This is a genomic window from Pseudomonas sp. NFACC32-1, from assembly GCF_900101215.1.
In the GTDB taxonomy this organism is placed as follows: Bacteria; Pseudomonadota; Gammaproteobacteria; order Pseudomonadales; family Pseudomonadaceae; genus Aquipseudomonas.
This window is the reverse complement of record NZ_FMUL01000012.1, coordinates 62,966-84,577: the sequence shown is the minus strand read 5'-3', so window position 1 is coordinate 84,577 and position 21,612 is coordinate 62,966. Positions and strand designations below refer to the sequence as shown.

21 protein-coding genes are annotated in these 21,612 nt (G+C 63.4%); 14 read left to right on the top strand and 7 right to left on the bottom strand.

Going from position 1 to position 21,612, the window contains the following annotated elements; all coding sequences use genetic code 11:
* Window positions 1-11 precede the first annotated feature (11 nt).
* The 12 genes from nadD (at window position 12) to BLP99_RS18330 (ending at window position 11,178) form a co-directional block, all read left to right on the top strand.
* Entirely contained in the window at window positions 12-665 is a 654-nt protein-coding gene (gene nadD / locus BLP99_RS18385; protein ID WP_168199065.1) for a nicotinate-nucleotide adenylyltransferase, read from the top strand.
* 57 nt (window positions 666-722) lie between these two features.
* Window positions 723-1,148, top strand: coding sequence for a ribosome silencing factor (gene rsfS, locus BLP99_RS18380; RefSeq protein WP_072395809.1), 426 nt, complete (start codon window positions 723-725; stop codon window positions 1,146-1,148).
* 9 nt (window positions 1,149-1,157) lie between these two features.
* Complete coding sequence (rlmH, locus tag BLP99_RS18375; protein ID WP_003185785.1) at window positions 1,158-1,625, top strand: 23S rRNA (pseudouridine(1915)-N(3))-methyltransferase RlmH; 468 nt, start codon at window positions 1,158-1,160, stop codon at window positions 1,623-1,625.
* 10 nt (window positions 1,626-1,635) lie between these two features.
* A complete protein-coding gene (mrdA, locus tag BLP99_RS18370; RefSeq protein ID WP_072395811.1) occupies window positions 1,636-3,531 on the top strand; it encodes a penicillin-binding protein 2 in 1,896 nt (631 codons plus the stop codon).
* Between the two features lie 31 nt (window positions 3,532-3,562).
* Window positions 3,563-4,666 (top strand): rod shape-determining protein RodA, encoded by a 1,104-nt coding sequence (gene rodA / locus BLP99_RS18365; RefSeq protein WP_165887857.1) that lies wholly within the window; start codon window positions 3,563-3,565, stop codon window positions 4,664-4,666.
* A gap of 17 nt (window positions 4,667-4,683) precedes the next feature.
* Window positions 4,684-5,694, top strand: coding sequence for a lytic murein transglycosylase B (gene mltB / locus BLP99_RS18360; RefSeq protein WP_092181337.1), 1,011 nt, complete (start codon window positions 4,684-4,686; stop codon window positions 5,692-5,694).
* A complete protein-coding gene (locus tag BLP99_RS18355; RefSeq protein ID WP_072395824.1) occupies window positions 5,694-6,704 on the top strand; it encodes a septal ring lytic transglycosylase RlpA family protein in 1,011 nt (336 codons plus the stop codon). The genes mltB and BLP99_RS18355 overlap by 1 nt, the downstream gene beginning before the upstream one ends.
* A 165-nt stretch (window positions 6,705-6,869) precedes the next feature.
* Window positions 6,870-8,027 (top strand): D-alanyl-D-alanine carboxypeptidase family protein, encoded by a 1,158-nt coding sequence (locus BLP99_RS18350; RefSeq protein ID WP_072395825.1) that lies wholly within the window; start codon window positions 6,870-6,872, stop codon window positions 8,025-8,027.
* Between the two features lie 80 nt (window positions 8,028-8,107).
* Window positions 8,108-8,383 (top strand): DUF493 domain-containing protein, encoded by a 276-nt coding sequence (locus BLP99_RS18345; protein ID WP_072395826.1) that lies wholly within the window; start codon window positions 8,108-8,110, stop codon window positions 8,381-8,383.
* Entirely contained in the window at window positions 8,383-9,030 is a 648-nt protein-coding gene (gene lipB, locus BLP99_RS18340; RefSeq protein ID WP_072395827.1) for a lipoyl(octanoyl) transferase LipB, read from the top strand. Before BLP99_RS18345 ends, lipB begins: the two co-directional genes overlap by 1 nt.
* A gap of 1 nt (window position 9,031) precedes the next feature.
* Complete coding sequence (gene lipA, locus BLP99_RS18335; RefSeq protein ID WP_072395828.1) at window positions 9,032-10,054, top strand: lipoyl synthase; 1,023 nt, start codon at window positions 9,032-9,034, stop codon at window positions 10,052-10,054.
* Window positions 10,055-10,221: 167 nt separating this feature from the next.
* Window positions 10,222-11,178, top strand: a complete 957-nt coding sequence (locus tag BLP99_RS18330; protein WP_092181334.1) for a S66 peptidase family protein — start codon at window positions 10,222-10,224, stop codon at window positions 11,176-11,178.
* Window positions 11,179-11,282: 104 nt separating this feature from the next.
* Here the strand turns inward: BLP99_RS18330 and BLP99_RS18325 are convergent, their stop codons facing one another.
* From BLP99_RS18325 to leuS, 5 genes are all read right to left on the bottom strand, one after another.
* Window positions 11,283-12,605, bottom strand: coding sequence for a lytic murein transglycosylase (locus BLP99_RS18325; RefSeq protein ID WP_092181331.1), 1,323 nt, complete (start codon window positions 12,603-12,605; stop codon window positions 11,283-11,285).
* 73 nt (window positions 12,606-12,678) lie between these two features.
* On the bottom strand, window positions 12,679-12,843 hold the full coding sequence (gene arfA / locus BLP99_RS18320) for an alternative ribosome rescue factor ArfA (protein ID WP_072395834.1): 165 nt from the start codon (window positions 12,841-12,843) through the stop codon (window positions 12,679-12,681).
* A 323-nt stretch (window positions 12,844-13,166) separates the two neighbouring features.
* Window positions 13,167-14,204, bottom strand: a complete 1,038-nt coding sequence (gene holA, locus BLP99_RS18315; RefSeq protein ID WP_072395836.1) for a DNA polymerase III subunit delta — start codon at window positions 14,202-14,204, stop codon at window positions 13,167-13,169.
* Window positions 14,205-14,254: 50 nt separating this feature from the next.
* Window positions 14,255-14,860 carry an LPS-assembly lipoprotein LptE gene (locus BLP99_RS18310; RefSeq protein ID WP_092181328.1) on the bottom strand — a complete coding sequence of 202 codons (606 nt, stop codon included), beginning with the start codon at window positions 14,858-14,860 and terminating at the stop codon, window positions 14,255-14,257.
* Between the two features lie 89 nt (window positions 14,861-14,949).
* A complete protein-coding gene (gene leuS, locus BLP99_RS18305; protein WP_092181325.1) occupies window positions 14,950-17,556 on the bottom strand; it encodes a leucine--tRNA ligase in 2,607 nt (868 codons plus the stop codon).
* Between the two features lie 292 nt (window positions 17,557-17,848).
* On the opposite strand from leuS, the gene BLP99_RS18300 reads away from it, so the two are divergent.
* Window positions 17,849-18,169, top strand: a complete 321-nt coding sequence (locus BLP99_RS18300) for a hypothetical protein (RefSeq protein ID WP_072395842.1) — start codon at window positions 17,849-17,851, stop codon at window positions 18,167-18,169.
* Between the two features lie 101 nt (window positions 18,170-18,270).
* On the top strand, window positions 18,271-19,032 hold the full coding sequence (locus tag BLP99_RS18295) for a YdcF family protein (RefSeq protein WP_076406203.1): 762 nt from the start codon (window positions 18,271-18,273) through the stop codon (window positions 19,030-19,032).
* Window positions 19,033-19,201: 169 nt separating this feature from the next.
* Here the strand turns inward: BLP99_RS18295 and lnt are convergent, their stop codons facing one another.
* Together lnt and BLP99_RS18285 are read right to left on the bottom strand one after the other, a co-directional pair.
* Window positions 19,202-20,725, bottom strand: a complete 1,524-nt coding sequence (gene lnt, locus BLP99_RS18290) for an apolipoprotein N-acyltransferase (protein ID WP_072395866.1) — start codon at window positions 20,723-20,725, stop codon at window positions 19,202-19,204.
* Between the two features lie 27 nt (window positions 20,726-20,752).
* Entirely contained in the window at window positions 20,753-21,592 is an 840-nt protein-coding gene (locus BLP99_RS18285) for an HlyC/CorC family transporter (protein ID WP_072395868.1), read from the bottom strand.
* Window positions 21,593-21,612 lie beyond the last annotated feature (20 nt).

Below are 21,612 nucleotides of genomic sequence, written 5' to 3'. Positions count from 1 at the left end.
TCGCTGCGACGATGACAACCGCGCCCCGGCGCATCGGCATCCTGGGCGGCACGTTCGATCCGGTGCACATCGGCCATTTGCGCGGTGCGCTGGAAGTCGCCGATGCCCTGGGCCTCGATGAGCTGCGCCTGACGCCCAGCGCCAGGCCGCCGCACCGGGGAACGCCGCAGGTATCGGCACAGGACCGTCTGGCGATGGTCGAGTGCGCGGTGGCAGGTGTGCCGCCGCTGGTGGTGGACGCCCGCGAATTGCAGCGGGACAAGCCGTCCTACTCCATTGACACCCTGGAGCTGATGCGTGCCGAACTGGCCGCCGATGCCCAGGTTTTCCTGCTTCTGGGCTGGGACGCATTTTGCGGCCTGCCTACTTGGCATCGCTGGGAGGAGTTGCTCCAGCATTGCCACATCCTGGTGTTGCAGCGCCCGGATGCCGACAGCGAGCCGCCGGATGCCTTGCGCAACCTGCTGGCGGCCCGCTCGGTGAGCGACCCGCTGGCCCTGAAGGGGCCGAGCGGACAGATTGCATTCGTCTGGCAGACGCCGCTCGCGGTATCCGCCACCCAGATCCGTCAACTGCTGGCCAGCGGTAAGTCGGTACGTTTCCTGGTGCCCGACGCGGTCCTGGCCTACATCGATGCGCACGGGCTGTACCGTGCGTCGAACTGAACAAGGCGTGCTTCACTGTTACGAAGCGCCCGAACATATGAGCAAAACGAGTTTTATATGACGAACAAAGACACCGTAATCGAGAACCCGATGGTCAAAGTGATCGTCGATGCCCTGGAAGACGTGAAGGCCCAGGACATCCAGGTTCTGGATGTTCGCGAAAAGCAAAGCATCACCGACTACATGATCATCGCCACCGGTACCTCCAATCGCCAGATCAACGCGATGCTGGAAAAGGTCCGTGAAGAGGTGAAGAAAAAGGGCCTCAAGCCTCTGGGCGAAGAAGGCAAGGGCGACAGCGATTGGGTACTGCTGGACCTGGACATCGCCATCGTGCACATGATGACCGCCTCGGCACGCCAGTTCTACGACCTGGAGCGCCTGTGGGCCGGTGCCGAGCAGAGCCGTGCGGCCGATGCCCGTCACCACAGCCCGGAAAACACCCATGAGCACTTCACCAAGCTCAACAAAGACCAGCAATAAGGGACCGCTGTGCGACTGCGCCTGATCGCCGTCGGTTCCCGCATGCCCAAGTGGGTCGAAGAGGGCTGGCATGAATATGCCAAGCGTCTTCCGTCCGAGCTGGCCCTGGAACTGGTGGAAATTCCGCTCAACACCCGTGGCAAGAACGCCGACGTGGCGCGCTTCATCCGCCAGGAAGGCGAAGCCATGCTGGCCAAGGTCGGGCCGAACGAGCGGATCGTCACCCTGGAGGTCCATGGCAAGCCCTGGAGCACCGAGCAACTGGCGGTGGAGCTCGATCGCTGGCGGCTGGATTCGCGCACGGTGAACTTCATGGTCGGCGGTCCGGAAGGGCTGGCGCCGGAAGTCTGTGCCCGGGCCGACCAGCGCTGGTCGTTGTCGCCCCTGACGTTGCCGCACCCGCTGGTGCGGATCCTGATCGGTGAACAGCTGTATCGTGCCTGGACAGTCCTGTCCGGGCATCCTTACCACAAGTAATCCAGCCCTCATGCCCCAGCCGATCCGCATCAAGGACCACGAAAAAGACGCCCGCCTGGTGCGCAGTCGCGTCGTGTTCGGTGCCATCACTGTGGTGGCGCTGATTGGCGTGCTGATTGCGCGGCTCTATTTCCTGCAGGTCATCCAGTACGACTATCACTCCACACTGTCGGAAAACAACCGGGTGCATGTCCAGCCGATTCCGCCGACTCGCGGGCTGATCTTCGACCGCAATGGCGTGGTGGTGGCCGATAACCGGCCCAGCTTCAGCCTGAGCATGACCCGCGAGCGTTCCGGCGACTGGCAGAAGGTGCTCGACGTGATCGTCGAAGTGCTGCAGCTCACGCCCGAGGACCGGGCCATCTTCGAGAAACGCATGCGCCAGGGGCGGCGGCCGTTCGAGCCGGTGCCGATCCTGTTCGAGCTGACCGAGGAACAGATCGCCCTGATCGCGGTGAACCAGTTCCGCCTGCCCGGCGTCGAGGTGGTGGCACAGTTGGTCCGGCATTATCCCCAGGGGCCGCACTTTGCCCACTCGGTGGGCTACATGGGGCGGATCAACGAGAAAGAGCTCAAGACCCTCGACCCGGTCAACTACAGCGGTACGCACCACATCGGCAAGACCGGCATCGAGCGCTTCTACGAGGCCGAGCTGCATGGCCAGGTGGGCTACGAGGAAGTCGAGACCAACGCCCGGGGCCGCGTGCTGCGGGTGCTCAAGCGCACCGACCCGATTCCCGGCAAGGACATCGTGCTGAGCCTGGACATCAAGTTGCAGGAAGCCGCCGAAGCGGCGCTGGGCGGGCGGCGGGGGGCCGTGGTGGCGCTGGACCCCAACACCGGTGAAGTCCTGGCGATGGTCAGCCAGCCGAGTTTCGATCCGAACCTGTTCGTCACCGGCATCAGTTTCAAGGCCTACGCCGAGCTGCGCGACTCCATCGACCGGCCGCTGTTCAACCGTGTGCTGCGCGGTCTTTATCCTCCGGGTTCCACCATCAAGCCCGCGGTGGCGATTGCCGGCCTCGACGCCGGGGTGGTGACCGCCTCGAGCCGGGTCTACGACCCTGGCTACTACATGCTGCCCAACTACGATCACAAGTACCGCAACTGGAACCGTACCGGCGACGGTTACGTGGATCTGGAAACGGCCATCATGCGTTCCAACGACACCTACTTCTACGACCTGGCCCACAAGCTGGGGATCGATCGGCTGTCGTCCTACATGACCAAGTTCGGGATCGGCCAGAAAGTCTCCCTGGATATGTTCGAGGAGTCGCCGGGCCTGATGCCGTCCCGGGAATGGAAGCGGGCGACCCGCCGCCAGGCGTGGTTCCCGGGTGAAACCCTGATCCTGGGGATCGGCCAGGGCTACATGCAGGCCACGCCGTTGCAGCTGGCCCAGGCCACGGCCCTGGTGGCCAGCAAGGGCAAATGGCACCGTCCGCACCTGGCCAAGACCATCGAGGGCCAGACCCCCGTGGACCCGGATCCGATGCCGGACATCATCCTGCGCAATCCGTCGGACTGGCAGAAGGTCAACAACGGCATGCAGCAAGTGATGCATGGCGCCCGGGGCACGGCGCGCAAGGCGGCCATCGGCTCGCCGTACCGGATCGCCGGCAAGAGCGGTACGGCCCAGGTGGTCGCCATCAAGCAGGGCGAGAAGTACGACCGTTCCAAGGTCCAGGAGCGCCATCGCGACCACGCCCTGTTCGTCGGTTTTGCCCCGGCCGAGAACCCCAAGATCGTCGTGTCGGTGATGGTGGAGAACGGTGAGTCCGGTTCCGGCGTCGCCGCGCCGGTGGTGCGTCAGGTCATGGACGCCTGGCTGCTGGATGAGCACGGTCAGCTCAAGCCTGAATTCGCAAGCCCTATCAGCGCGGAGGCTACGGCCCGTGAAGAGTAATTTCGACCGGATCCTCTCCAGCGAAGACGTGATGCGCCGTCGCGCCACCCTGCTGCAACGCATGCACATCGATGGACCATTGCTCATCCTGCTGCTGATCCTGGCCGCCGGCAGCCTGTTCGTGCTGTATTCGGCCAGCGGCAAGAGCTGGGACCTGCTGGCCAAGCAGGCCACTTCGTTCGGTATCGGCCTGGTGTCGATGATCGTCATCGCCCAGTTGGAGCCGCGCTTCATGGCACGCTGGGTGCCCCTGGCCTATGTCGTCGGCGTGAGCCTGCTGATCGTCGTGGACGTGATGGGCCACAACGCCATGGGCGCCACGCGCTGGATCAACATTCCCGGGGTGATCCGCTTCCAGCCTTCGGAATTCCTGAAGATCATCATGCCGGCGACCATCGCCTGGTACCTGTCCAAGCGCTCCCTGCCGCCGCAACTCAAGCATGTGTGTATCAGCCTGTTGCTGATCGGCATCCCGTTCATCCTCATCGTGCGCCAGCCGGACCTGGGCACGTCGCTGCTGATCCTGGCCGGCGGCGCCTTCGTGCTGTTCATGGGCGGGCTGCGCTGGCGCTGGATCCTGAGCGTGATCGCCGCCGCCGTGCCGGTGTCGGTGGCCATGTGGTACTTCGTGATGCACGACTACCAGAAGCAGCGGGTCCTGACGTTCCTGGACCCGGAGAGCGACCCGCTGGGCACCGGCTGGAACATCATCCAGTCCAAGGCGGCCATCGGCTCGGGCGGTGTGTTCGGCAAGGGCTGGCTGATGGGCACCCAGTCGCACCTGGACTTCCTGCCGGAAAGCCACACCGACTTCATCATCGCGGTGATGGGCGAGGAGTTCGGCCTGGTGGGCATCTGCCTGCTGCTGCTGATCTACCTGCTGCTAATCGGCCGGGGGCTGGTCATCACTGCCCAGGCCCAGACCCTGTTCGGCAAGTTGCTGGCGGGCAGCCTGACCATGACGTTTTTTGTTTATGTTTTCGTCAACATCGGTATGGTCAGTGGCTTGTTGCCCGTGGTGGGGGTGCCGTTGCCCTTCATTAGCTACGGAGGAACTTCGCTGGTGACGCTACTGTCAGCGTTTGGGGTTTTGATGTCGATTCATACACACCGCAAGTGGATCGCTCAGGTTTGAATAAGGTGAAGAGTTCAATGCAAGCAATGCGTGGCTGGTCGACGCGACATGTTCCGTGGATCGGCCTGGTCGGCTTCCTGGGCGCTGCGTCGCACGCCTTGGCCGGCGAATACGAAGGCTCGCCGCAGGTGGCCGAATTCGTCGGTGAAATGACCCGCGACTATGGCTTCGCCGGTGAGCAACTGATGGGCGTGTTCCGCGAGGCCGAGCGCAAGCAGTCGATCCTCGATGCGATTTCCCGGCCCGCCGAGCGGGTCAAGCAGTGGAGCGAGTACCGGCCGATGTTCATCACCGAGGCGCGCATCGCCCGGGGCGTGGACTTCTGGCGCCAGCATGAGGCCGCCCTGGCCCGCGCGGAGCAGGAATACGGTGTGCCGGCCCAGGTCATCGTGTCCATCATCGGCGTGGAGACCTTCTTTGGCCGCAACACCGGCAACTTCCGGGTCATCGACGCCTTGTCGACCCTCGGCTTCGATTATCCGCCGCGCGCCGAGTTCTTCCGCAAGGAGTTGCGTGAATTCCTGCTGCTGGCCCGCGAAGAACAGGTCGATCCGTTGACCCTCAAGGGGTCCTACGCCGGGGCCATGGGCCTGCCGCAATTCATGCCCAGCAGTTTCCGCGCCTATGCAGTGGATTTCGACGGCGACGGCCACATCAATATATGGACCAACCCCGCCGATGCCATCGGCAGCGTCGCCAGCTATTTCAAGCGTCACGGCTGGGAAGCCGGCCAGCCGGTGGTCAGCCGTGCCGACGTGCGTGGCGACCAGGTGGACCAGGGGCTGAGCGAGGGCATTGAGCCGACGAAAACCGTCGGGGAGTTGCGAGCGTTGGGCTGGTCGAGTCATGATGCGCTGCGTGATGACATGCCGGTCACCGCCATGCGCCTGGAAGGCGAACAAGGGCCCGAATACTGGATGGGCCTGAAGAATTTCTACGCGATCACGCGTTATAACCGCAGTGTGATGTACGCCATGGCCGTGCATCAGCTGTCTGAAGAGCTGGTAAAAGCACGGGGCGTCAAATAATGCGGGCATTGCCTACCTGTCAACCCCTGAAGCTCGTGGCATTGGCCGCGTTGTCGTTGCTGGTCGTCAGCTGTTCGACCAGCCGTGCGCCGGCCCAGAAGAACAGCACCGCCGTGCGTGCCACGCCGGGCCTGGACATCAACCGTGCCCACAAGGACGGCGCGCCGTGGTGGGACGTGGATGTCTCGCGCATTCCCGATGCCACGCCGACCCTGCACACCGGTCCCTACAAGGCCAACCCCTATACGGTACTGGGCAAGACCTACTTCCCGATGGCCGATTCCAAGCGTTATGTCGCTTCGGGCACGGCCTCCTGGTATGGCACCAAGTTCCACGGCCAGAACACCGCCAATGGCGAGGTGTACGACCTGTATGGCATGAGCGCGGCCCACAAGACCCTGCCGCTGCCCAGTTATGTCCGGGTGACCAACCTGGACAACAACAAGAGCGTGATCCTGCGGGTCAACGACCGCGGGCCGTTCTATTCCGACCGTATCATCGACCTGTCGTATGCGGCGGCGAAAAAACTCGGTTACGCTGAAATCGGCACCGCGCGGGTCAAGGTCGAGGGCATCGACCCGCAGGAATGGTGGGCCCAGCGAGGCCGTCCGGCGCCTTTGATGCTCAACGAGCCGAAAGTGGCGCAGAATGCGGCGCCGGCGGTGACGGCTTCCACCGGAACGGTGGAGCAGTGGACGCCTCCGCCGCAGCAGCACGCCGCGGCCGTCGTGCCGATGCAGGTCGAGGCAAAAAAAAACGCTTCTGCAACGGCGTCTGGCCAGTATCTGCAAGTGGGCGCGTTCGCCAACCCGGACGCTGCAGAACTGCTACGGTCGAAGCTGAGCACGATGGTGAGCGCTCCGGTGTTCATCAGCTCGATCGTGCGCAACCAGCAGACACTGCATCGGGTGCGCCTGGGGCCGATCGGTTCTCCGGGTGAGGTCCAGCAGGTCCAGAACAGCGTGCGCCTGGCCAATCTCGGTTCGCCGAGCCTGGTCACCGCCGAATGATTTGATTCAAGGCCCGCTTGCGGTTCGAGCGGGTCAGGTTGTTGGCTCCATGAATAACAAAAGCCCGGCAAGGGATGTGAGTGAGCAACTTAAATACGCGGCAGCTCCAGGGCTGCCTGTTTAGTTTTGCCTTTGGGCAGTCCCATTAGCGATTTCGAGAGACGGATGAACATCACCACCTTTGCCAAGCGCCTTTGCCTGCTAGTCCCGCTGCTTCTTTCTCCCACCGCGTTCGCGGCCGAGATGATGCCGTCGCCTCCACAACTGGCGGCCAAATCCTTTGTGCTCATGGATGCCAGCAGCGGCAACGTGCTGGTCGAGAGCAATGGTGACCAGCGCCTGCCTCCGGCCAGCCTGACCAAGCTGATGACTGCGTACATCGCCACCCTGGAGATCCGTCGCGGCCAGATCGGCGAAAACGACCCGGTCACCGTCAGCGAAAACGCCTGGCGCACCGGCGGTTCGCGGATGTTCATCAAGGTCGGTTCGCAAGTGACCGTCAGCGACCTGCTGCACGGCATCATCATCCAGTCCGGCAACGATGCCAGCGTCGCCCTGGCCGAGCACATTGCCGGCAGCGAAGACGCGTTCGCCGACATGATGAACAAGACGGTCGCCGACCTGGGCATGACCAACAGCCACTTCATGAACCCCACCGGCCTGCCGAACCCCGAGCACTACTCCTCGGCTCACGACATGGCGATCCTGGCGCGGGCGATCATTCACGAAGACCCGGCGCACTACGCCATCTATTCCCAGAAGGAGTTCTTCTGGAACGGCATCAAGCAGCCTAACCGCAACCTGCTGCTGTGGCGCGACAAGACCGTCGACGGCCTGAAGACCGGCCACACCGAAGAGGCCGGCTACTGCATGGTGTCTTCGGCGGTTCGTGACGGCATGCGCCTGATCGCGGTCGTCTTCGGCACCAACAGCGAAGTGGCTCGTGCCGCCGAGACCCAGAAGCTGCTGACCTACGGTTTCCGCTTCTTCGAAACCCAGACCTTCTACCAGAAGGGCACCGAACTGGCCCAGGCCCAGGTCTGGAAAGGCACCAGCAGCCAGGTCAAGGCCGGCCTGGCCCAGGACCTGACCATGACCCTGCCAAAAGGCCAGCTCAAGAAGCTTGCCGCCAGCATGACCATGAATCCACAACTGACCGCCCCTATCGCCAAGGGTGACGTGATCGGCAAGGTGGAAGTCAAACTGGAAGACAAAGTGGTGCACAGCGCCGACCTGATCGCCCTGGACGCGGTCGAGGAAGGTGGTATCTTCCGCCGCATGTGGGATAGCATCCGTCTATTCTTCTACGGCTTGTTCAACTGATTCGAGTGTTGACCCTCATGGCCCCGTTCCTGTCCGGCGCGGGGCCATGTTCGTTACCACGGCTTGTGAGGCCGTACGCCATGACAGACTCTGAAGTAAAGGCGCCAAAAATCGAATTTCCGTGCGCGGATTACCCCATCAAGGTAATCGGCGATACAGGGGTGGGCTTCAAGGACAGGATCGTCGCCATCGTCGAGAAGCACGCCACCGTTGATCTCAAGAGCCTGGCCGAGCGCCAGAGCACCAACGGCAAGTACACCACGATTCAGTTGCACATCATCGCCACCGGCCAGGAACAGCTGTACGACATCAACAGCGAACTGCGGGCGACCGGTTTCGTGCACATGGTGTTGTGATGCCGGGCACGCTGGGCTTTCGCGAGCTGGGCCGGATGGCTTACGAACCGGTCTGGCATGCCATGCAGCGCTTTACCAACGAACGCGGTGACACCACCGCGGACGAAGTCTGGCTGGTGGAACACCCGCCGGTGTTCACCCAGGGCCAGGCCGGCAAGGCCGAGCACCTGCTGCTGCCGGGGGATATTCCGGTGGTGAAGGTCGACCGCGGCGGGCAGGTGACTTACCATGGCCCCGGCCAGCTGGTCGCGTACCTGCTGCTGGACGTGCGCAAGCTGGGGTTTGGCGTGCGTGAGCTGGTGACGCGCATGGAGACCTGCCTGATCGAGCTGCTGGCCAGCTACGGCGTGAGCGCCGCAGCCAAGCCGGATGCACCGGGCGTCTATGTCGACGGGGCGAAAATCGCTTCCCTGGGCCTGCGGATCCGCCACGGTTGTTCGTTTCACGGCCTGGCGTTGAACGTGGACATGGATCTTTCGCCGTTTCGACGGATTAATCCCTGTGGTTATGCGGGGCTGGCGATGACCCAGCTGCGCGATCACACAGGAACGATTGAATTTGCCGAGGTAAGTGCCCGGCTGCGCGCGCAGCTCGTCAAACACCTCGACTATGCTGAGCAGACGACCCTCACGGGCGGAATCGACTGATATGACTACTGATGCAGTGCAAACCATGATCCCGACGCAGGATGTTACCGAACGTCCGGCTCCGCGTGCCAAGGTCGAGGCCGGCGTAAAGCTGCGCGGCGCCGAGAAGGTTGCACGCATCCCGGTCAAGATCATCCCGACCACCGAGCTACCCAAGAAACCGGACTGGATCCGCGTGCGTATCCCGGTTTCCCCGGAGGTCGACCGGATCAAGGCGCTGTTGCGCAAACACAAGTTGCACAGTGTCTGTGAAGAGGCTTCCTGCCCGAACCTGGGGGAGTGCTTCTCCGGCGGCACCGCGACGTTCATGATCATGGGTGACATCTGCACCCGTCGTTGTCCGTTCTGCGACGTGGGCCACGGCCGTCCGAAACCATTGGATGCAAGCGAGCCGGAAAACCTGGCCGTCGCCATCGCCGACCTGAAGCTCAAGTACGTGGTCATCACGTCGGTGGACCGCGACGACCTGCGTGACGGTGGTGCCCAGCACTTCGCCGACTGCATCCGCGAGATCCGCAAGCTGTCGCCGAACGTGCAGCTCGAAACCCTGGTGCCGGACTACCGTGGCCGCATGGACATCGCCCTGGAAATCACCGCCGCCGAGCCGCCGGATGTCTTCAACCACAACCTGGAAACCGTACCGCGCCTGTACAAGGCCGCGCGTCCGGGGTCGGACTACCAGTGGTCGTTGACCCTGCTGCAACGTTTCAAGCAAATGATGCCGCACATCCCCACCAAGTCCGGCCTGATGCTGGGCCTTGGGGAAACCGACGACGAAGTCATCGAGGTCATGAAGCGCATGCGTGAACATGACATCGACATGCTGACCCTGGGCCAGTACCTGCAACCGTCGCGCAGCCATCTGCCGGTCCAGCGCTTCGTGCACCCGGATACCTTTGCCTGGTTCGCCGAGGAAGGCTACCGGATGGGCTTCAAGAACGTCGCTTCCGGTCCGTTGGTGCGTTCCTCGTACCATGCCGACGAGCAGGCGAAGCTGGTCAAGGCCGAGTTGCTGGGTTCCTGATTCGGCGGCCAGCCTCCAGAATGCCCGCGCGGTGTCTCGCCAGCGGGCATTTTTTTGCCTCGGATTTCTGTAAATTCAGCCTTTCTTGTAGCAACCGGCGGCGATCCCTTCTGTTCGGGCTCGTTCCTGACTACTGTGTGTGCATCACTTCCCAGGGAGATCCATGGATGACCGTTCGACCCACGCACGCCCTTTGTCCTCACCAGCCGGTCCCCGCGTTGCCGCCCGAGGGAGTGATCGCCGTGATCGCGCCGGCCGGTCCCGGCGTGCTGGACACGGAAAAGGCAGTGCAATGGATGCGTGCCCGTGGCCACGAGTTGCGGATATTCCCCGGGGTCTATGAAAAGGATGGCTACCTGGCTGGCAGCGACGACGTTCGCCTCGACGACTTCCACGCCGCCTTCGCCGACCCCGAGGTCAAGGCCATCATTTGCCTGCGCGGTGGCTATGGCACGCCGCGCTTGCTGGATCGCATCGATTTCCAGCTTCTGCGCGACAACGCCAAGCCGTTTGTTGGCTACAGCGATATTACCGCGCTGCACCTGGCCATCAGCCGATACGCGGGTTTCGTCACGTTCCATGGGCCGTTGCTCAACGCCGATCTGCTGGGGGGCAAGGAGCCCTCCACCGTCACTTCGTTTTTCAGCTTCCTGCGCGGGCAGATGAAGGCGGGCAGCGTCATGATCCATCCCGAGGCCTATCCGTTGACCGTCGTGAAGCCTGGCATCGCCCAGGGGCGCCTGTTGGGGGGGAATCTGTCGATTATCGCGGCCACCATGGGCACGCCTTATCAGATCGATGCCGACGGGGTGATTCTGTTCATCGAGGACGTCAACGAGCCGCTGTACCGCATCGACCGGTTACTGACCCAGTTGCGCCTGGCCGGCACCTTGTCGCGGCTCAACGGCGTGCTGGTGGGGGATGTGGCCGGGGTGGATGGCGAGGCGCTGAATCGCTTGCTCAAGCAGACCTTCGAACCTTACGGCATCCCGGTGCTGTCCGGCTGGCGTAGCGGGCACTGCGATCCGAACCTGACCTTGCCCATGGGGGCCTTGGTGAAGCTGGATGCGGGGGGCAATCGGTTGGTATTGGAACAGGATGTGGTGGCCGACCGTCAGGCTTGATGTTGAGCAGCCCCAGGGGTTGGATGTGTGTCCAACTCCTGGAGACAGCCCGTTTGAGCCGGGTTTCCATGTGGAAGCGAGCTTGCTTGCGGCCGCAAGGTGAGTCAGCGGTTGCGCAGGCCTTCCAGCAATTGATGGGTCGGGTACCCATCCGCCGGCCAGCCGAAGGATTGCTGGGCACTGCGAATCGCCTTGCGGGTGTTGGCGCCGATGATGCCGTCGGGGTTGCCTGCGTCGTAATTGTGCTTGCTTAGCAGGGTTTGCAGTTCGATGCGTTCGCTACGACTCAGAGGCAGGTCATCCTTGGGCCACTGGCCGTAGATCAATCCCCCCTCTCTGAACCGCTCCGACAGCAGGCCCACCGCCAAAGCGTATGACGAGGAGTTGTTGTACTTGAGAATGGCGCGGAAGTTGTCGAGCACCAGGAACGCCGGGCCGCGATAACCGGCGGGCAGCAGCAGGGCCGCCGACAGTTGTTCGGTGCCGGGCGGGACCTGGCTGCCGCTCGGCAGGCTGACCCCCAGTTGCAGCCATTCGGAGACCGGCTTGCGGACCGAGCCATCGGCCAAGGGGTAGTTGAACCCATCCTTGAGTCGCACCTCGACCCCCCACGGCTGGCCGCGTTGCCAGCCGGAGCTTTGCAGGTAGTGGGCGGTGGAGGCCAGGGCGTCGGTGGCGCTGCCCCAGATGTCGCGGCGGCCGTCGCCGTCGAAGTCCACTGCGTGGGTGTTGTAGGTCGTGGGGATGAATTGGGTCTGGCCCATGGCGCCGGCCCACGAGCCGAGCATTTTTTCCGGTGTGATGTCGCCCTGTTGGAGGATTTGCAGCGCGGCGATCAGTTGCGCGTGGGCGAAGCCCGGGCGCCGCCCTTCATAGGCCAGGGTCGCCAGGGAGTTGATCACCGACTTGTTGCCCTGGAACTGGCCGAAGTTGCTCTCCATGCCCCACACCGCCACCAGCGCCTGGCGATCCACGCCATAACGCTGCTCGATGTTCTGCAGGACCTGGGCATTCTGCTGGATCAGGTTCTTGCCTTTGCTGACCCGCAACGGGGACAGCGCGCCATCGAGGTATTCCCAGACCGGCCGGGTGAACTCCGGCTGACTGCGATCGGCCTTGATCACGCTCATGTCCGGGCTCACGCCGATAAAGGCGCGATCGAACAGGTCGGCACGAATTCCGGCGGCCAGGGCCTCCTTGCGAAAGCTCGCTTGCCATTCGGCGAAGGTCTGGGTGGGAGCGATGTCGAGGTTGTCGCCGGTGGGCACCACAGGTGGGACCACGGCCGGAGCGGTCACGGCGGGAACGGTCTGGAGTGGTTGGGCGTCGGCGGCGGTGGGTTTTTCTGCGCAGGCGACTAGCAGCGCGAGGCTTGTGGCAGCAGCCAATTGGCGCAGGGGCCAGCGGCGAGAAAGACAGAAGGGCATGCAGGGGTCCAGAAATACAGATCAGATGCTGACCTTATCATGGGCGAGGCACAATTGGGCTGGTCCCGATGTTTCAAGCCGCCACAAAGCAAGAAGCCTCCCAGTTGTCAGACTGGAAGGCTTCGCGGCGGTAGCTGCCCTTGCCCTTGGCGGGTCGTTCCTGACGGCTTCGGAACAGGGGCTGGGCGATGATGGACTTGGCCTTGTTGGGGCCATGCCTGGATGGCTTTTTGCGCATGATCGGATCTCTCCTGGGGGATGATTTCTTGCGAGGCAAATCATGGGACAGGACTGGGTTTTTGTCCAGTCCCTGCATTGTGCAGGAAGTGACGTTCAGACGGACAGGCAATTTGTGGTGAGAGATTGCCTGTGGCGAGGGAATTTCCTGTTGGGGTGTGAAGCCGCGCTGGAGTCTGGTGCTGCAGGGTTTCAGGTGCGAATCAAGGGGGGCGCTTCGCGCCCCAGCGGGGATAAATCCCCGCGCCTCAGATGAATCAGCACGGGTAGTCCCCTGCCGGGTAAGTCTCCAGTCAACGGTATGCAGTGTGCTCTGCCGTGTGTTTATTCGGCGGGTAACGGCAGGCGCTGGCCGGCCATCAACAGCGTCAACCGGCTCAGGCTCATCCACGGCGAGCCTGCGGCCTGGCCCTTGATCTGCGCATCGATGCGCTGGGCTTCCAGCAGCAACTGCGCCCAGCGCGGTGCGGAATAGCGTTGCAGGGCCTTGCTCATCAGCGGTTTGCGCTTGTCCCAGACCGGGGGGCGGGCCTGGCTGAAGGCTTTGTCCAGGGGGACGCCCTGGCTGTATTGCAGCGACAGGTTGGCCAGCAGGCGCAACTCCCGGGCCAGGGCCCAGAGGATCACCGGCGGCTCGACGCCTTCGCCCCGCAAACCCTCGAGCATGCGCAGGGCATGGGCGGCTTCGCCGTTGAGGATCGCATCGGTCAGGCCGAAGACATCGAAGCGCGCACTGTCGGCTACGGCGGCTTGCACCGTTTCCACGGTGATCTGCCCGTCTTCGGCCATCAGCTTGAGCTTTTCGATCTCCTGGGCGGCGGCCAGCAGGTTGCCTTCGACCCGGGCGGCGATCAGTTCCACTGCGTCCTGGCTGGCCGACAGGCCGGCCTGGGACAGGCGCTGACGGATCCAGCTCGGCAACTGGCTGACGTCCACCGGCCAGATCTGCACGAACTGGGTCTGTGGGCCTTCGACCAGGGCCTTGCCCCACTTGGTCTTCTGCGCGCTGCCGTCGAGTTTCGGCAGGCTGATGAGCAGTACGGTGTCCTCGGCCGGTCGTGAGCAGTATTCGATCAGCGCGGCGGCCCCTTTGTCGCCGGGTTTGCCGGACGGCAGGCGCAGTTCCAGCAAGCGTTTCTCGGCGAACAAGGACATGCTCGCACCGGCCTGGAGCAAGGTGCCCCAGTCGAAGCTGGCGTCGGCGGCGAACACCTGGCGCTCGTCGAAGCCTTGTTGGCGGGCGGCGCAGCGGATGGCGTCGGCGGCCTCCTGGCACAGCAGCGGGTCGTCGCCGCTGATGATGTAGACCGGCGCGAGGGCACCTTGCAGATGTTTGCCGAGTTGGGCGGGGGCCAGCTTCATAGACGGTTCATAAGAGAGGGCGAGCGGGGCGAGAGGGCGCCCCGCAAGGCTTATTCAGAAGGGATCTGCAGGGGCGACTGCTGCGGGGTTTGCGCCTCAGCCTTGCGTGCCGCTTCCAGCGCTTCGGCTTCTGCCTTGGCTCGGGCATCGGCGGTCTGCTGCAGTTGATCCAGTTGGGTGGGCGTCAGTTGCTGCAGGCGCAGCATCATGCGCTGTACCAGGTCACGGCGTATTTCGCCGCGCACTTCGCTGGACTCCTGGTCGGAACCGGTGATGTTGTTGCCGTCGTGCAGGTAGACCTTCTGCACCTGGAGCTTGTCGTCCAGCAGCATCAGGTTATTCCGGCCGCGCACTTCATAGCTCAGCTCGCTGGACAGCTCGTACTCGGCCGAACGGCCGGCACCGGCGTAGCTCAAGCTGCGCTGGGTTTGCTGCTCGTTGGTCAGGACCAGCTTGTACGGTGCCCCGCTGTAGATTTTCACGCCGCTGCTCTCCAGCGTCTGGCGCAGCATTTTCACGGTGTCGCCATAGGCATCCCGTGCGCTGAGATCCAGCTCGGTGATGGCCAGCTCGGTGGTGCCGGTGCCCCGCAGCTGGAAGCCGCAGGCGCTCAGCAGGACGGTCAGGCCCATGACCAGCAGATTACGTTTGATCATCTTGTTGCTCCCCTTGAAACCCTATGGGCCGACAGTGCGGCCCCGCAGGTCATATTCGGCGCCCGGCCGCGGCCGGGCGCCCGATCCAATTAGCTTGCGACGATATTGACCAGTTTGCCGGGCACCACGATCACTTTACGGATCGTCAGGCCGTCGACGAAGCGCAGCACGTTTTCGTTGGCCCGTGCGGCGGCTTCGACTTCTTCGCGACTGGCGCTGGCCGGCATTTCGATCTGCCCGCGCAGCTTGCCGTTGACCTGGATGACCAGGGTCAGGTTGTCTTGAACCAGCGCGCTTTCATCCACCACGGGCCAGGAAGCGTCGATCACCGGGTCCGCGTGGCCCAGGCGATTCCACAGTTCATGGCTGATGTGCGGGGTGATCGGAGCCAGCAGCAACGTGACGGCCTCCAGGCCTTCATGCAGCAGCGCACGATCCTGTTCGGTACCTTGGGCGGCTTTTTCCAGGACGTTCATCAACGTCATCACCTGGGCGATGGCGGTGTTGAATTTGTGATTCTGGCCGACGTCATGGCTGGCCTGCTTGATGGCCAGGTGGATCGCGCGGCGGATGGCCTTCTGTTCGTCGTTCAGGGCGGTGATGTCCAGCTTGCCCGGCAGGCCCTGGGTGACGTGGGCCTGGGCCAGGCGCCAGACGCGCTTGAGGAAACGGTGCGAGCCTTCGACGCCGGAGTCGGACCATTCCGCGCTCATGTCCGGTGGCGAGGCGAACATCATGAACAGGCGGCAGGTGTCGGCGCCGAACTGGTTGATCATCGACTGTGGGTCGACGCCGTTGTTCTTGGACTTGGCCATCTTCTCGGTGCCGCCGATTTCCACCGGCAGGCCATCGGCGATCAGCTTGGCGCTGATGACCTTGGCCTTGCTGTCACGCTCCAGCTCCACGTCCGCCGGGTTGTACCAGGTGTAGGCGCCGTTGGCCTCGCGGCGGTAGTAGGTCTCGGCGACCACCATGCCCTGGGTCAGCAGGTTCTTGAACGGTTCGTTGGAATTGACCAGGCCTTCGTCGCGCATCAGCTTGTGGAAGAAGCGCGCATAGAGCAGGTGCAGGATCGCATGTTCGATACCGCCGATGTACTGGTCCACCGGCAGCCAGTGGTTGGCTGCCGCCGGGTCTACCAGGCCGCCTTCATAGCGCGGCGAGGCATAGCGGGCGTAGTACCAGGAGGACTCGACGAAGGTGTCCATGGTGTCGGTTTCACGCTTGGCCGGTGCGCCGCATTTCGGGCAACTGCACTCGTAGAACTCGGGCATGCGGGCCAGGGGCGAGCCGGCACCGTCGGGTACGACGTCTTCCGGCAGGACCACCGGCAACTGGTCTTCCGGCACCGGGACGTCGCCACAGGCGTCGCAATGCACGATCGGAATCGGGCAGCCCCAGTAGCGCTGGCGGCTGATGCCCCAGTCGCGCAGGCGGAACTGGGTGCGGGAGGCGCCCAGGTTCTTCTTGATCAGGGCCACTTCGATGGCGTCGAACGCGCCGGCGAAGTCCAGGCCGTCGAATTCGCCGGAGTTGATCAGCTCGCCGTGCTCACCGTAGGCGTCCTGCCAAGGGGCCGGGGTCTGGTCGCCCGCGCTGGTGCGGACCACCGGCTTGACCGGCAGGTCATACTTGTGGGCGAATTCGAAGTCACGCTCGTCGTGGGCCGGCACCGCCATCACGGCGCCATCGCCGTAGTGCATCAGCACGTAGTTGGCGACCCATACCGGAAGTTTCTCACCGGTCAGGGGGTGCTTGACGAACAGCGAGGTCGGCAGGCCTTTTTTCTCCTGGGTGGCGACATCGGCTTCGGCCACACTGCCGCTCTTGCATTCGGCGATGAAGGCTTGCAGTTCGGAGTCGTTCCGGGCCGCCAGGGTCGCCAGCGGGTGCTCGGCGGCGACGGCGACGTAGGTGGCGCCCATCAGCGTATCCGGGCGGGTGGTGAAGACTTTCAGGGTACCGGCTTCGCCGATGGAGGCGACATCGTACGGGAACTGCACTTCCATGCCCCGGGACTTGCCGATCCAGTTGCGTTGCATGGTCTTGACCTGTTCGGGCCAGCCGGTCAGTTCGTCGAGACTCTCCAGCAGCTCATCCGCGTAGGCGGTGATCTTGAAGTAGTACATCGGGATCTCGCGCTTTTCGATCAGCGCGCCGGAGCGCCAGCCGCGGCCGTCGATGACCTGTTCGTTGGCCAGTACGGTCTGGTCCACCGGGTCCCAGTTCACGGTGCCGTTCTTGCGGTAGATCACGCCTTTTTCGAACAGGCGGGTGAACAGCCACTGTTCCCAGCGATAGTAGTCGGGCTTGCAGGTGGTGACCTCGCGGGACCAGTCCACCGCCAGGCCCAGGCTGCGCAGCTGGGACTTCATGTAGGCGATGTTTTCGTAGGTCCACTTGGCAGGGGCCACCTTGTTCTTCATCGCGGCGTTTTCCGCCGGCATGCCGAAGGCGTCCCAGCCCATGGGCTGCAGGACGTTCTTGCCTTGCATGCGCTGGTAGCGGGAGATCACGTCGCCGATGGTGTAGTTGCGCACATGCCCCATGTGTAGCTTGCCGCTGGGGTAAGGGAACATCGACAGGCAGTAGTAGGTTTCCTTGCCTGGCTGTTCGCTGACTTCAAAGGACTTTTGCTCGTCCCAGAAAGACTGGGCGGCGGCTTCGATTTCACGGGGCTGGTAGTGTTCGTGCATGGCTACTTTTGTACTGAATGGGGTGGCCCAATCCGCTTCGTTGCCATGCTGGACGCGAACGACGCCAAATGTGGCGCTTTCGATGCCCAGCGGAGCTGGAAGTGGAGTTACAGGAAGCGCCGTAGCATACATGACCGCGCTCCGCGGAGGGAAACCCTGATTGCGTGTCGGACCGTGTCGACAGCCGGCGCCACCGAGCGTTCAGGGCCGTTGGTCGCGGCGTCCTGCCGGTTTGCCCAGCGAAGCTAAGCTTCTCAATGGGGAGTGAGTCTTATCTTCAATGAGGTGAGGGATGGTTGAATCACAACGAAAAGTCGCTACACCGGAGTTGTATGAAAAACTGATCGATCGTCTCGGGGTGGCCCTGGACGCTGCAAGAACCGCCGGTCGCTTGCGCGATGAGCGTCCGGCAGAGCTGGAACTGCGTGGCTTGAGCCCCGCAGAGTTCGAACTGGTCAAGGCTTACCTCGAACAGGTCGGACATCAGGCCCGCACAAGCGGGGCCCAGGTACTCCAGCGTCTCGATGCGCCCCGTTCGGCCAAGGTTGTCTGGCTCAAGGATCGGACGCCCGACAAGGATGCTGCAAAGGTCCGGTCCATGCAGTTCAAGTAAGCCGGATTCACGCGTGCTGCTTTTTTGATTCAAGGTCTTTTCGAATCTGTTGTCGCTTTGCGTCAACCCACCTAGGCTTCGGGCATCTATGGAGATGCCCGATGCCGTTTCGCTATTTCATCAAACAGCTTTTATTACCTCCCGGCCTTCTGTTGCTGTTGCTGGCGCTTGCCTGGTGGTGGCGTGATTCCCGGCCGCGCCTGGCCCGCCTGTGTTTTATCGTGGGGCTGGGCGGTTTCTGGCTGATGAGCCTGCCGGTGGTGGTGCAGTGGAGTGCCAAGGGCCTGGAGCGCGAACCGCCTTTGCTGCACAGCGAATGGGCAGGTCTGGCCCAGCGGGCCGATGCCATCGTGATACTGGGCTCGGGCCGCGAGCGCGGCGACCTGGCCTGGGGCGCCGACCAGCCCACTGGTGTCGGCCTGGAGCGCCAGCGTTATGCGGCGCGCCTGGCCAAGGCCTCGGGACTGCCGGTGCTGACCTCCGGCGGCCTGCACTACGGCAGCCCGCCCTCCGAGGCACAGTTGATGGCCGATTCGATGCGGGACGATTTCGGCGTCACCGTGCGCTGGCAGGAAGGGCGCAGCCGCACCACTTGGGAAAATGCCCGGATGAGCGCCGAGATCCTGCTGCCGGCGGGTATCAAGCGGGTCGTGGTGGTGACCCAGGCGTGGCACATGCCACGGGCGGTCATGAGCTTCGAACGGTCGGGATTTGAAGTGGTGCCGGCGCCGGTGGGTTTCCTGGGGCAGGACAATGCGCGACCGCTGGGTGGCTGGATGCCGGAGTTCAAGTCGATCTGGCAATCAGGGCAGTTGATGAACGAGGCGGTGGGGCTGGTGGGGTATTGGTTGTTCTATCGCTGAACGGCCTTGTGATGAATGGCCTGTCTGTGGCGAGGGGGTTTTATCCCTGCTGGGCTGCGAAGCAGCCCCGAAAAAGAACCGACACTGTGGTGTGCCAGACAGTTTGAATGGGGGGCGCTTCGCGCCCCAGCGGGGATAAAGCCGCTCTCCATGGGGGCGGGAAAAGGCCTTAGACGGTCTTGGCCATCCGCCCCGCCATCAGCGCCCAGCCCACCAGCAACACACACAGGATGATCAATGGCCACGAGCGCCATTGCAGGTACGGTGTCAGTCCATGCATCGGCACCACGTCGCCATAGAGGATGCCTCGCTCGAATTGAGGGATCTGTGCGGTGATTTGCCCAAAGGGGTCGATCAGGCCGGTCACGCCGTTGTTGGTGGCGCGGATCATCCAGCGACCGGCTTCCAGGGCACGCATCTGGGCCATTTGCAAGTGTTGCAAGGGGCCGATGGACGTGCCGAACCAAGTGTCGTTGCTGATGGTCAGCAGCAGGTCGCTGCGGGCCGACAGGCCTGCGGCGAATTCTGGATAGACCACTTCATAGCAGATGAACGGCGCGATCTGGTAACCCTTGGCCTGCAGCAATGGCTGGTCGGACGGGCCGCGGGCGAAATCCGACATGGGCAGGTCGAAGAACGCGATCAGGCCCCGCAGCAGGTCCTGCAGGGGCACGTATTCGCCGAACGGCACCAGCTTCTGCTTCAGGTAGGTGCCGTCGCCTTCGCCGGTCACGGTGATGCCATTGAAATAGCGCTTCTCGTGGCGCACCAGTTGGCGAATCGGCACGCCGGTAATCAGAGCCGATTGCCGCTCGGCGGCGAAGTTGCCCATCATGTCCAGATAGCCCTGGGCAGATTCCTTGAGCACCGGGACCGCCGTTTCCGGCCAGATCAGCAGGTCGACGCGTTTGGAGGCGAAGCTCATGTCGCGGTACAGGGCCAGTTGCGCGTTGAGCTGATCGGGGTCCCACTTCATGTTCTGTTCGATGTTGCCCTGGATCGCCGCGACACTCAGCGGGTCGCCCGAAGGGCTGGTCCAGGCATGCCCCTTGAGCGCCATGCCGACGATCCACGGGCCCGCCAGCAATGCCACGCCGGCCGCGATGAATCCCTTGCGCCTGGCGCGGATCAGCCGGGGCGCGTTGTACAGCAGCGCAGCGGTCAGGGCCAGGGTGAAGGAAATCAGCCACATTCCGCCCAGCGGCGCGAGGCCGGCCAGCGGACCGTCGAGCTGGCTGTAGCCGGAATACATCCAGGGAAATCCGGTGAGGAACCAGCCGCGAAAGGCCTCCTGGCCGAGCCAGAGCGCGGCGAAGGCCAGGGCGTCGGCCAATGGGGCTTCGTTGCGCCGCAGCCAGCGGGCCCAGAGCCAGGCGGGCAGGGCGAAGAACCAGGCGATGGCGGCAACGAACAGCAGCATCAGCAGCCCGGCAAGCAATACCGAGGCGCCGCCGAAGTTATGGATGCTGACGTAGATCCAGCTGGTGCCGGCGCCAAACAGGCCGAAGCCGAAGCACCAGCCGCGGCCCAGGGCCTGGCGAGGGGAAAGCTCGCGCAACCCTGCGTAGAACAACCCCACCGCCAGCAGTGCCAGGGGCCAGATGTCGAAAGGCGCCAGGGCCAGGGTGGTGATCGCGCCGGCCGCCACGGCCAGCAGGTTACCGGGCCAGCCGGGGCGGGTTATCCAGCGCATGTATGTCCTTAGCGGGTCTCGAGTGGTTTAACGGGCGATGGGTGACAGGCGCAGCAGGTGGATCCGGCGGCTGTCGGCGTTCAGGATGCGGAAGCGCCAGGAACCGATTTCCGTGGTTTCGTTGCGCTTGGGCAGGTGGCCGAAGGCGCTCATCACCAGGCCGCCGACGGTGTCGAACTCGTCGTCGGAGAACTGGCTGTCGAAGAACTCGTTGAAGTTCTCGATCGGCGTCAGGGCCTTGATCAGGAAGTCGCCGCTGGGCAACGGCTTGATGTAGCTGTCTTCTTCCACGTCATGCTCGTCCTCGATGTCGCCGACGATCTGCTCGAGCACGTCCTCGATGGTGACCAGCCCGGCCACGCCGCCGTACTCGTCGATGACGATGGCCATGTGGTTGTGGTTGGCGCGGAACTCGCGCAGCAGCACATTGAGGCGCTTGGATTCGGGCACGAAGGTGGCCGGACGCAGCAGGTCCTTGATGTTGAAGCTGTCGCCGTTCTCCTGGAGGATCAGCGGCAGCAGGTCCTTGGCCAGCAGCACGCCCATGACATCGTCGTGACTCTCGCCGACCACCGGATAGCGCGAGTGGGCCGAGTCCACCACGGCTGGCAGGAATTCGCGGGGTGTCTGGGTCGCCTTGATGCTGATCATCTGCGAGCGCGGGACCATGATGTCCCGTACCTGCAGGTCAGCGACCTGGATGGCGCCCTCGACGATGGCCAGCGCTTCGCTGTCCAGCAGTTTGTTCTGGTGTGCATCGCGCAGCAGCTCCAGCAGCTCCTGGCGGTTTTTCGGCTCATGGGCAAAAGCCTGGGTGAGCTTGCCCAGCCATGACTTCTGCCCGTTGGTCGATCGATCTTCGCTCATAGCGATTACTCTGAATCCTT

What these genes read in the sequence shown, in the direction of transcription:
- nadD (WP_168199065.1), top strand. Translation starts at nt 12, where the DNA reads ATGACAACCGCGCCCCGGCGCATCGGCATCCTGGGCGGCACGTTCGAT.
- rsfS (WP_072395809.1), top strand. Translation starts at nt 723, where the DNA reads ATGACGAACAAAGACACCGTAATCGAGAACCCGATGGTCAAAGTGATC.
- mrdA (WP_072395811.1), top strand. Translation starts at nt 1,636, where the DNA reads ATGCCCCAGCCGATCCGCATCAAGGACCACGAAAAAGACGCCCGCCTG.
- rodA (WP_165887857.1), top strand. Translation starts at nt 3,563, where the DNA reads ATGCGCCGTCGCGCCACCCTGCTGCAACGCATGCACATCGATGGACCA.
- mltB (WP_092181337.1), top strand. Translation starts at nt 4,684, where the DNA reads ATGCAAGCAATGCGTGGCTGGTCGACGCGACATGTTCCGTGGATCGGC.
- BLP99_RS18355 (WP_072395824.1), top strand. Translation starts at nt 5,694, where the DNA reads ATGCGGGCATTGCCTACCTGTCAACCCCTGAAGCTCGTGGCATTGGCC.
- BLP99_RS18350 (WP_072395825.1), top strand. Translation starts at nt 6,870, where the DNA reads ATGAACATCACCACCTTTGCCAAGCGCCTTTGCCTGCTAGTCCCGCTG.
- BLP99_RS18345 (WP_072395826.1), top strand. Translation starts at nt 8,108, where the DNA reads ATGACAGACTCTGAAGTAAAGGCGCCAAAAATCGAATTTCCGTGCGCG.
- lipB (WP_072395827.1), top strand. Translation starts at nt 8,383, where the DNA reads ATGCCGGGCACGCTGGGCTTTCGCGAGCTGGGCCGGATGGCTTACGAA.
- lipA (WP_072395828.1), top strand. Translation starts at nt 9,032, where the DNA reads ATGACTACTGATGCAGTGCAAACCATGATCCCGACGCAGGATGTTACC.
- BLP99_RS18330 (WP_092181334.1), top strand. Translation starts at nt 10,222, where the DNA reads ATGACCGTTCGACCCACGCACGCCCTTTGTCCTCACCAGCCGGTCCCC.
- BLP99_RS18325 (WP_092181331.1), bottom strand. Translation starts at nt 12,605, where the DNA reads ATGCCCTTCTGTCTTTCTCGCCGCTGGCCCCTGCGCCAATTGGCTGCT.
- arfA (WP_072395834.1), bottom strand. Translation starts at nt 12,843, where the DNA reads ATGCGCAAAAAGCCATCCAGGCATGGCCCCAACAAGGCCAAGTCCATC.
- holA (WP_072395836.1), bottom strand. Translation starts at nt 14,204, where the DNA reads ATGAAGCTGGCCCCCGCCCAACTCGGCAAACATCTGCAAGGTGCCCTC.
- BLP99_RS18310 (WP_092181328.1), bottom strand. Translation starts at nt 14,860, where the DNA reads ATGATCAAACGTAATCTGCTGGTCATGGGCCTGACCGTCCTGCTGAGC.
- leuS (WP_092181325.1), bottom strand. Translation starts at nt 17,556, where the DNA reads ATGCACGAACACTACCAGCCCCGTGAAATCGAAGCCGCCGCCCAGTCT.
- BLP99_RS18300 (WP_072395842.1), top strand. Translation starts at nt 17,849, where the DNA reads ATGGTTGAATCACAACGAAAAGTCGCTACACCGGAGTTGTATGAAAAA.
- BLP99_RS18295 (WP_076406203.1), top strand. Translation starts at nt 18,271, where the DNA reads ATGCCGTTTCGCTATTTCATCAAACAGCTTTTATTACCTCCCGGCCTT.
- lnt (WP_072395866.1), bottom strand. Translation starts at nt 20,725, where the DNA reads ATGCGCTGGATAACCCGCCCCGGCTGGCCCGGTAACCTGCTGGCCGTG.
- BLP99_RS18285 (WP_072395868.1), bottom strand. Translation starts at nt 21,592, where the DNA reads ATGAGCGAAGATCGATCGACCAACGGGCAGAAGTCATGGCTGGGCAAG.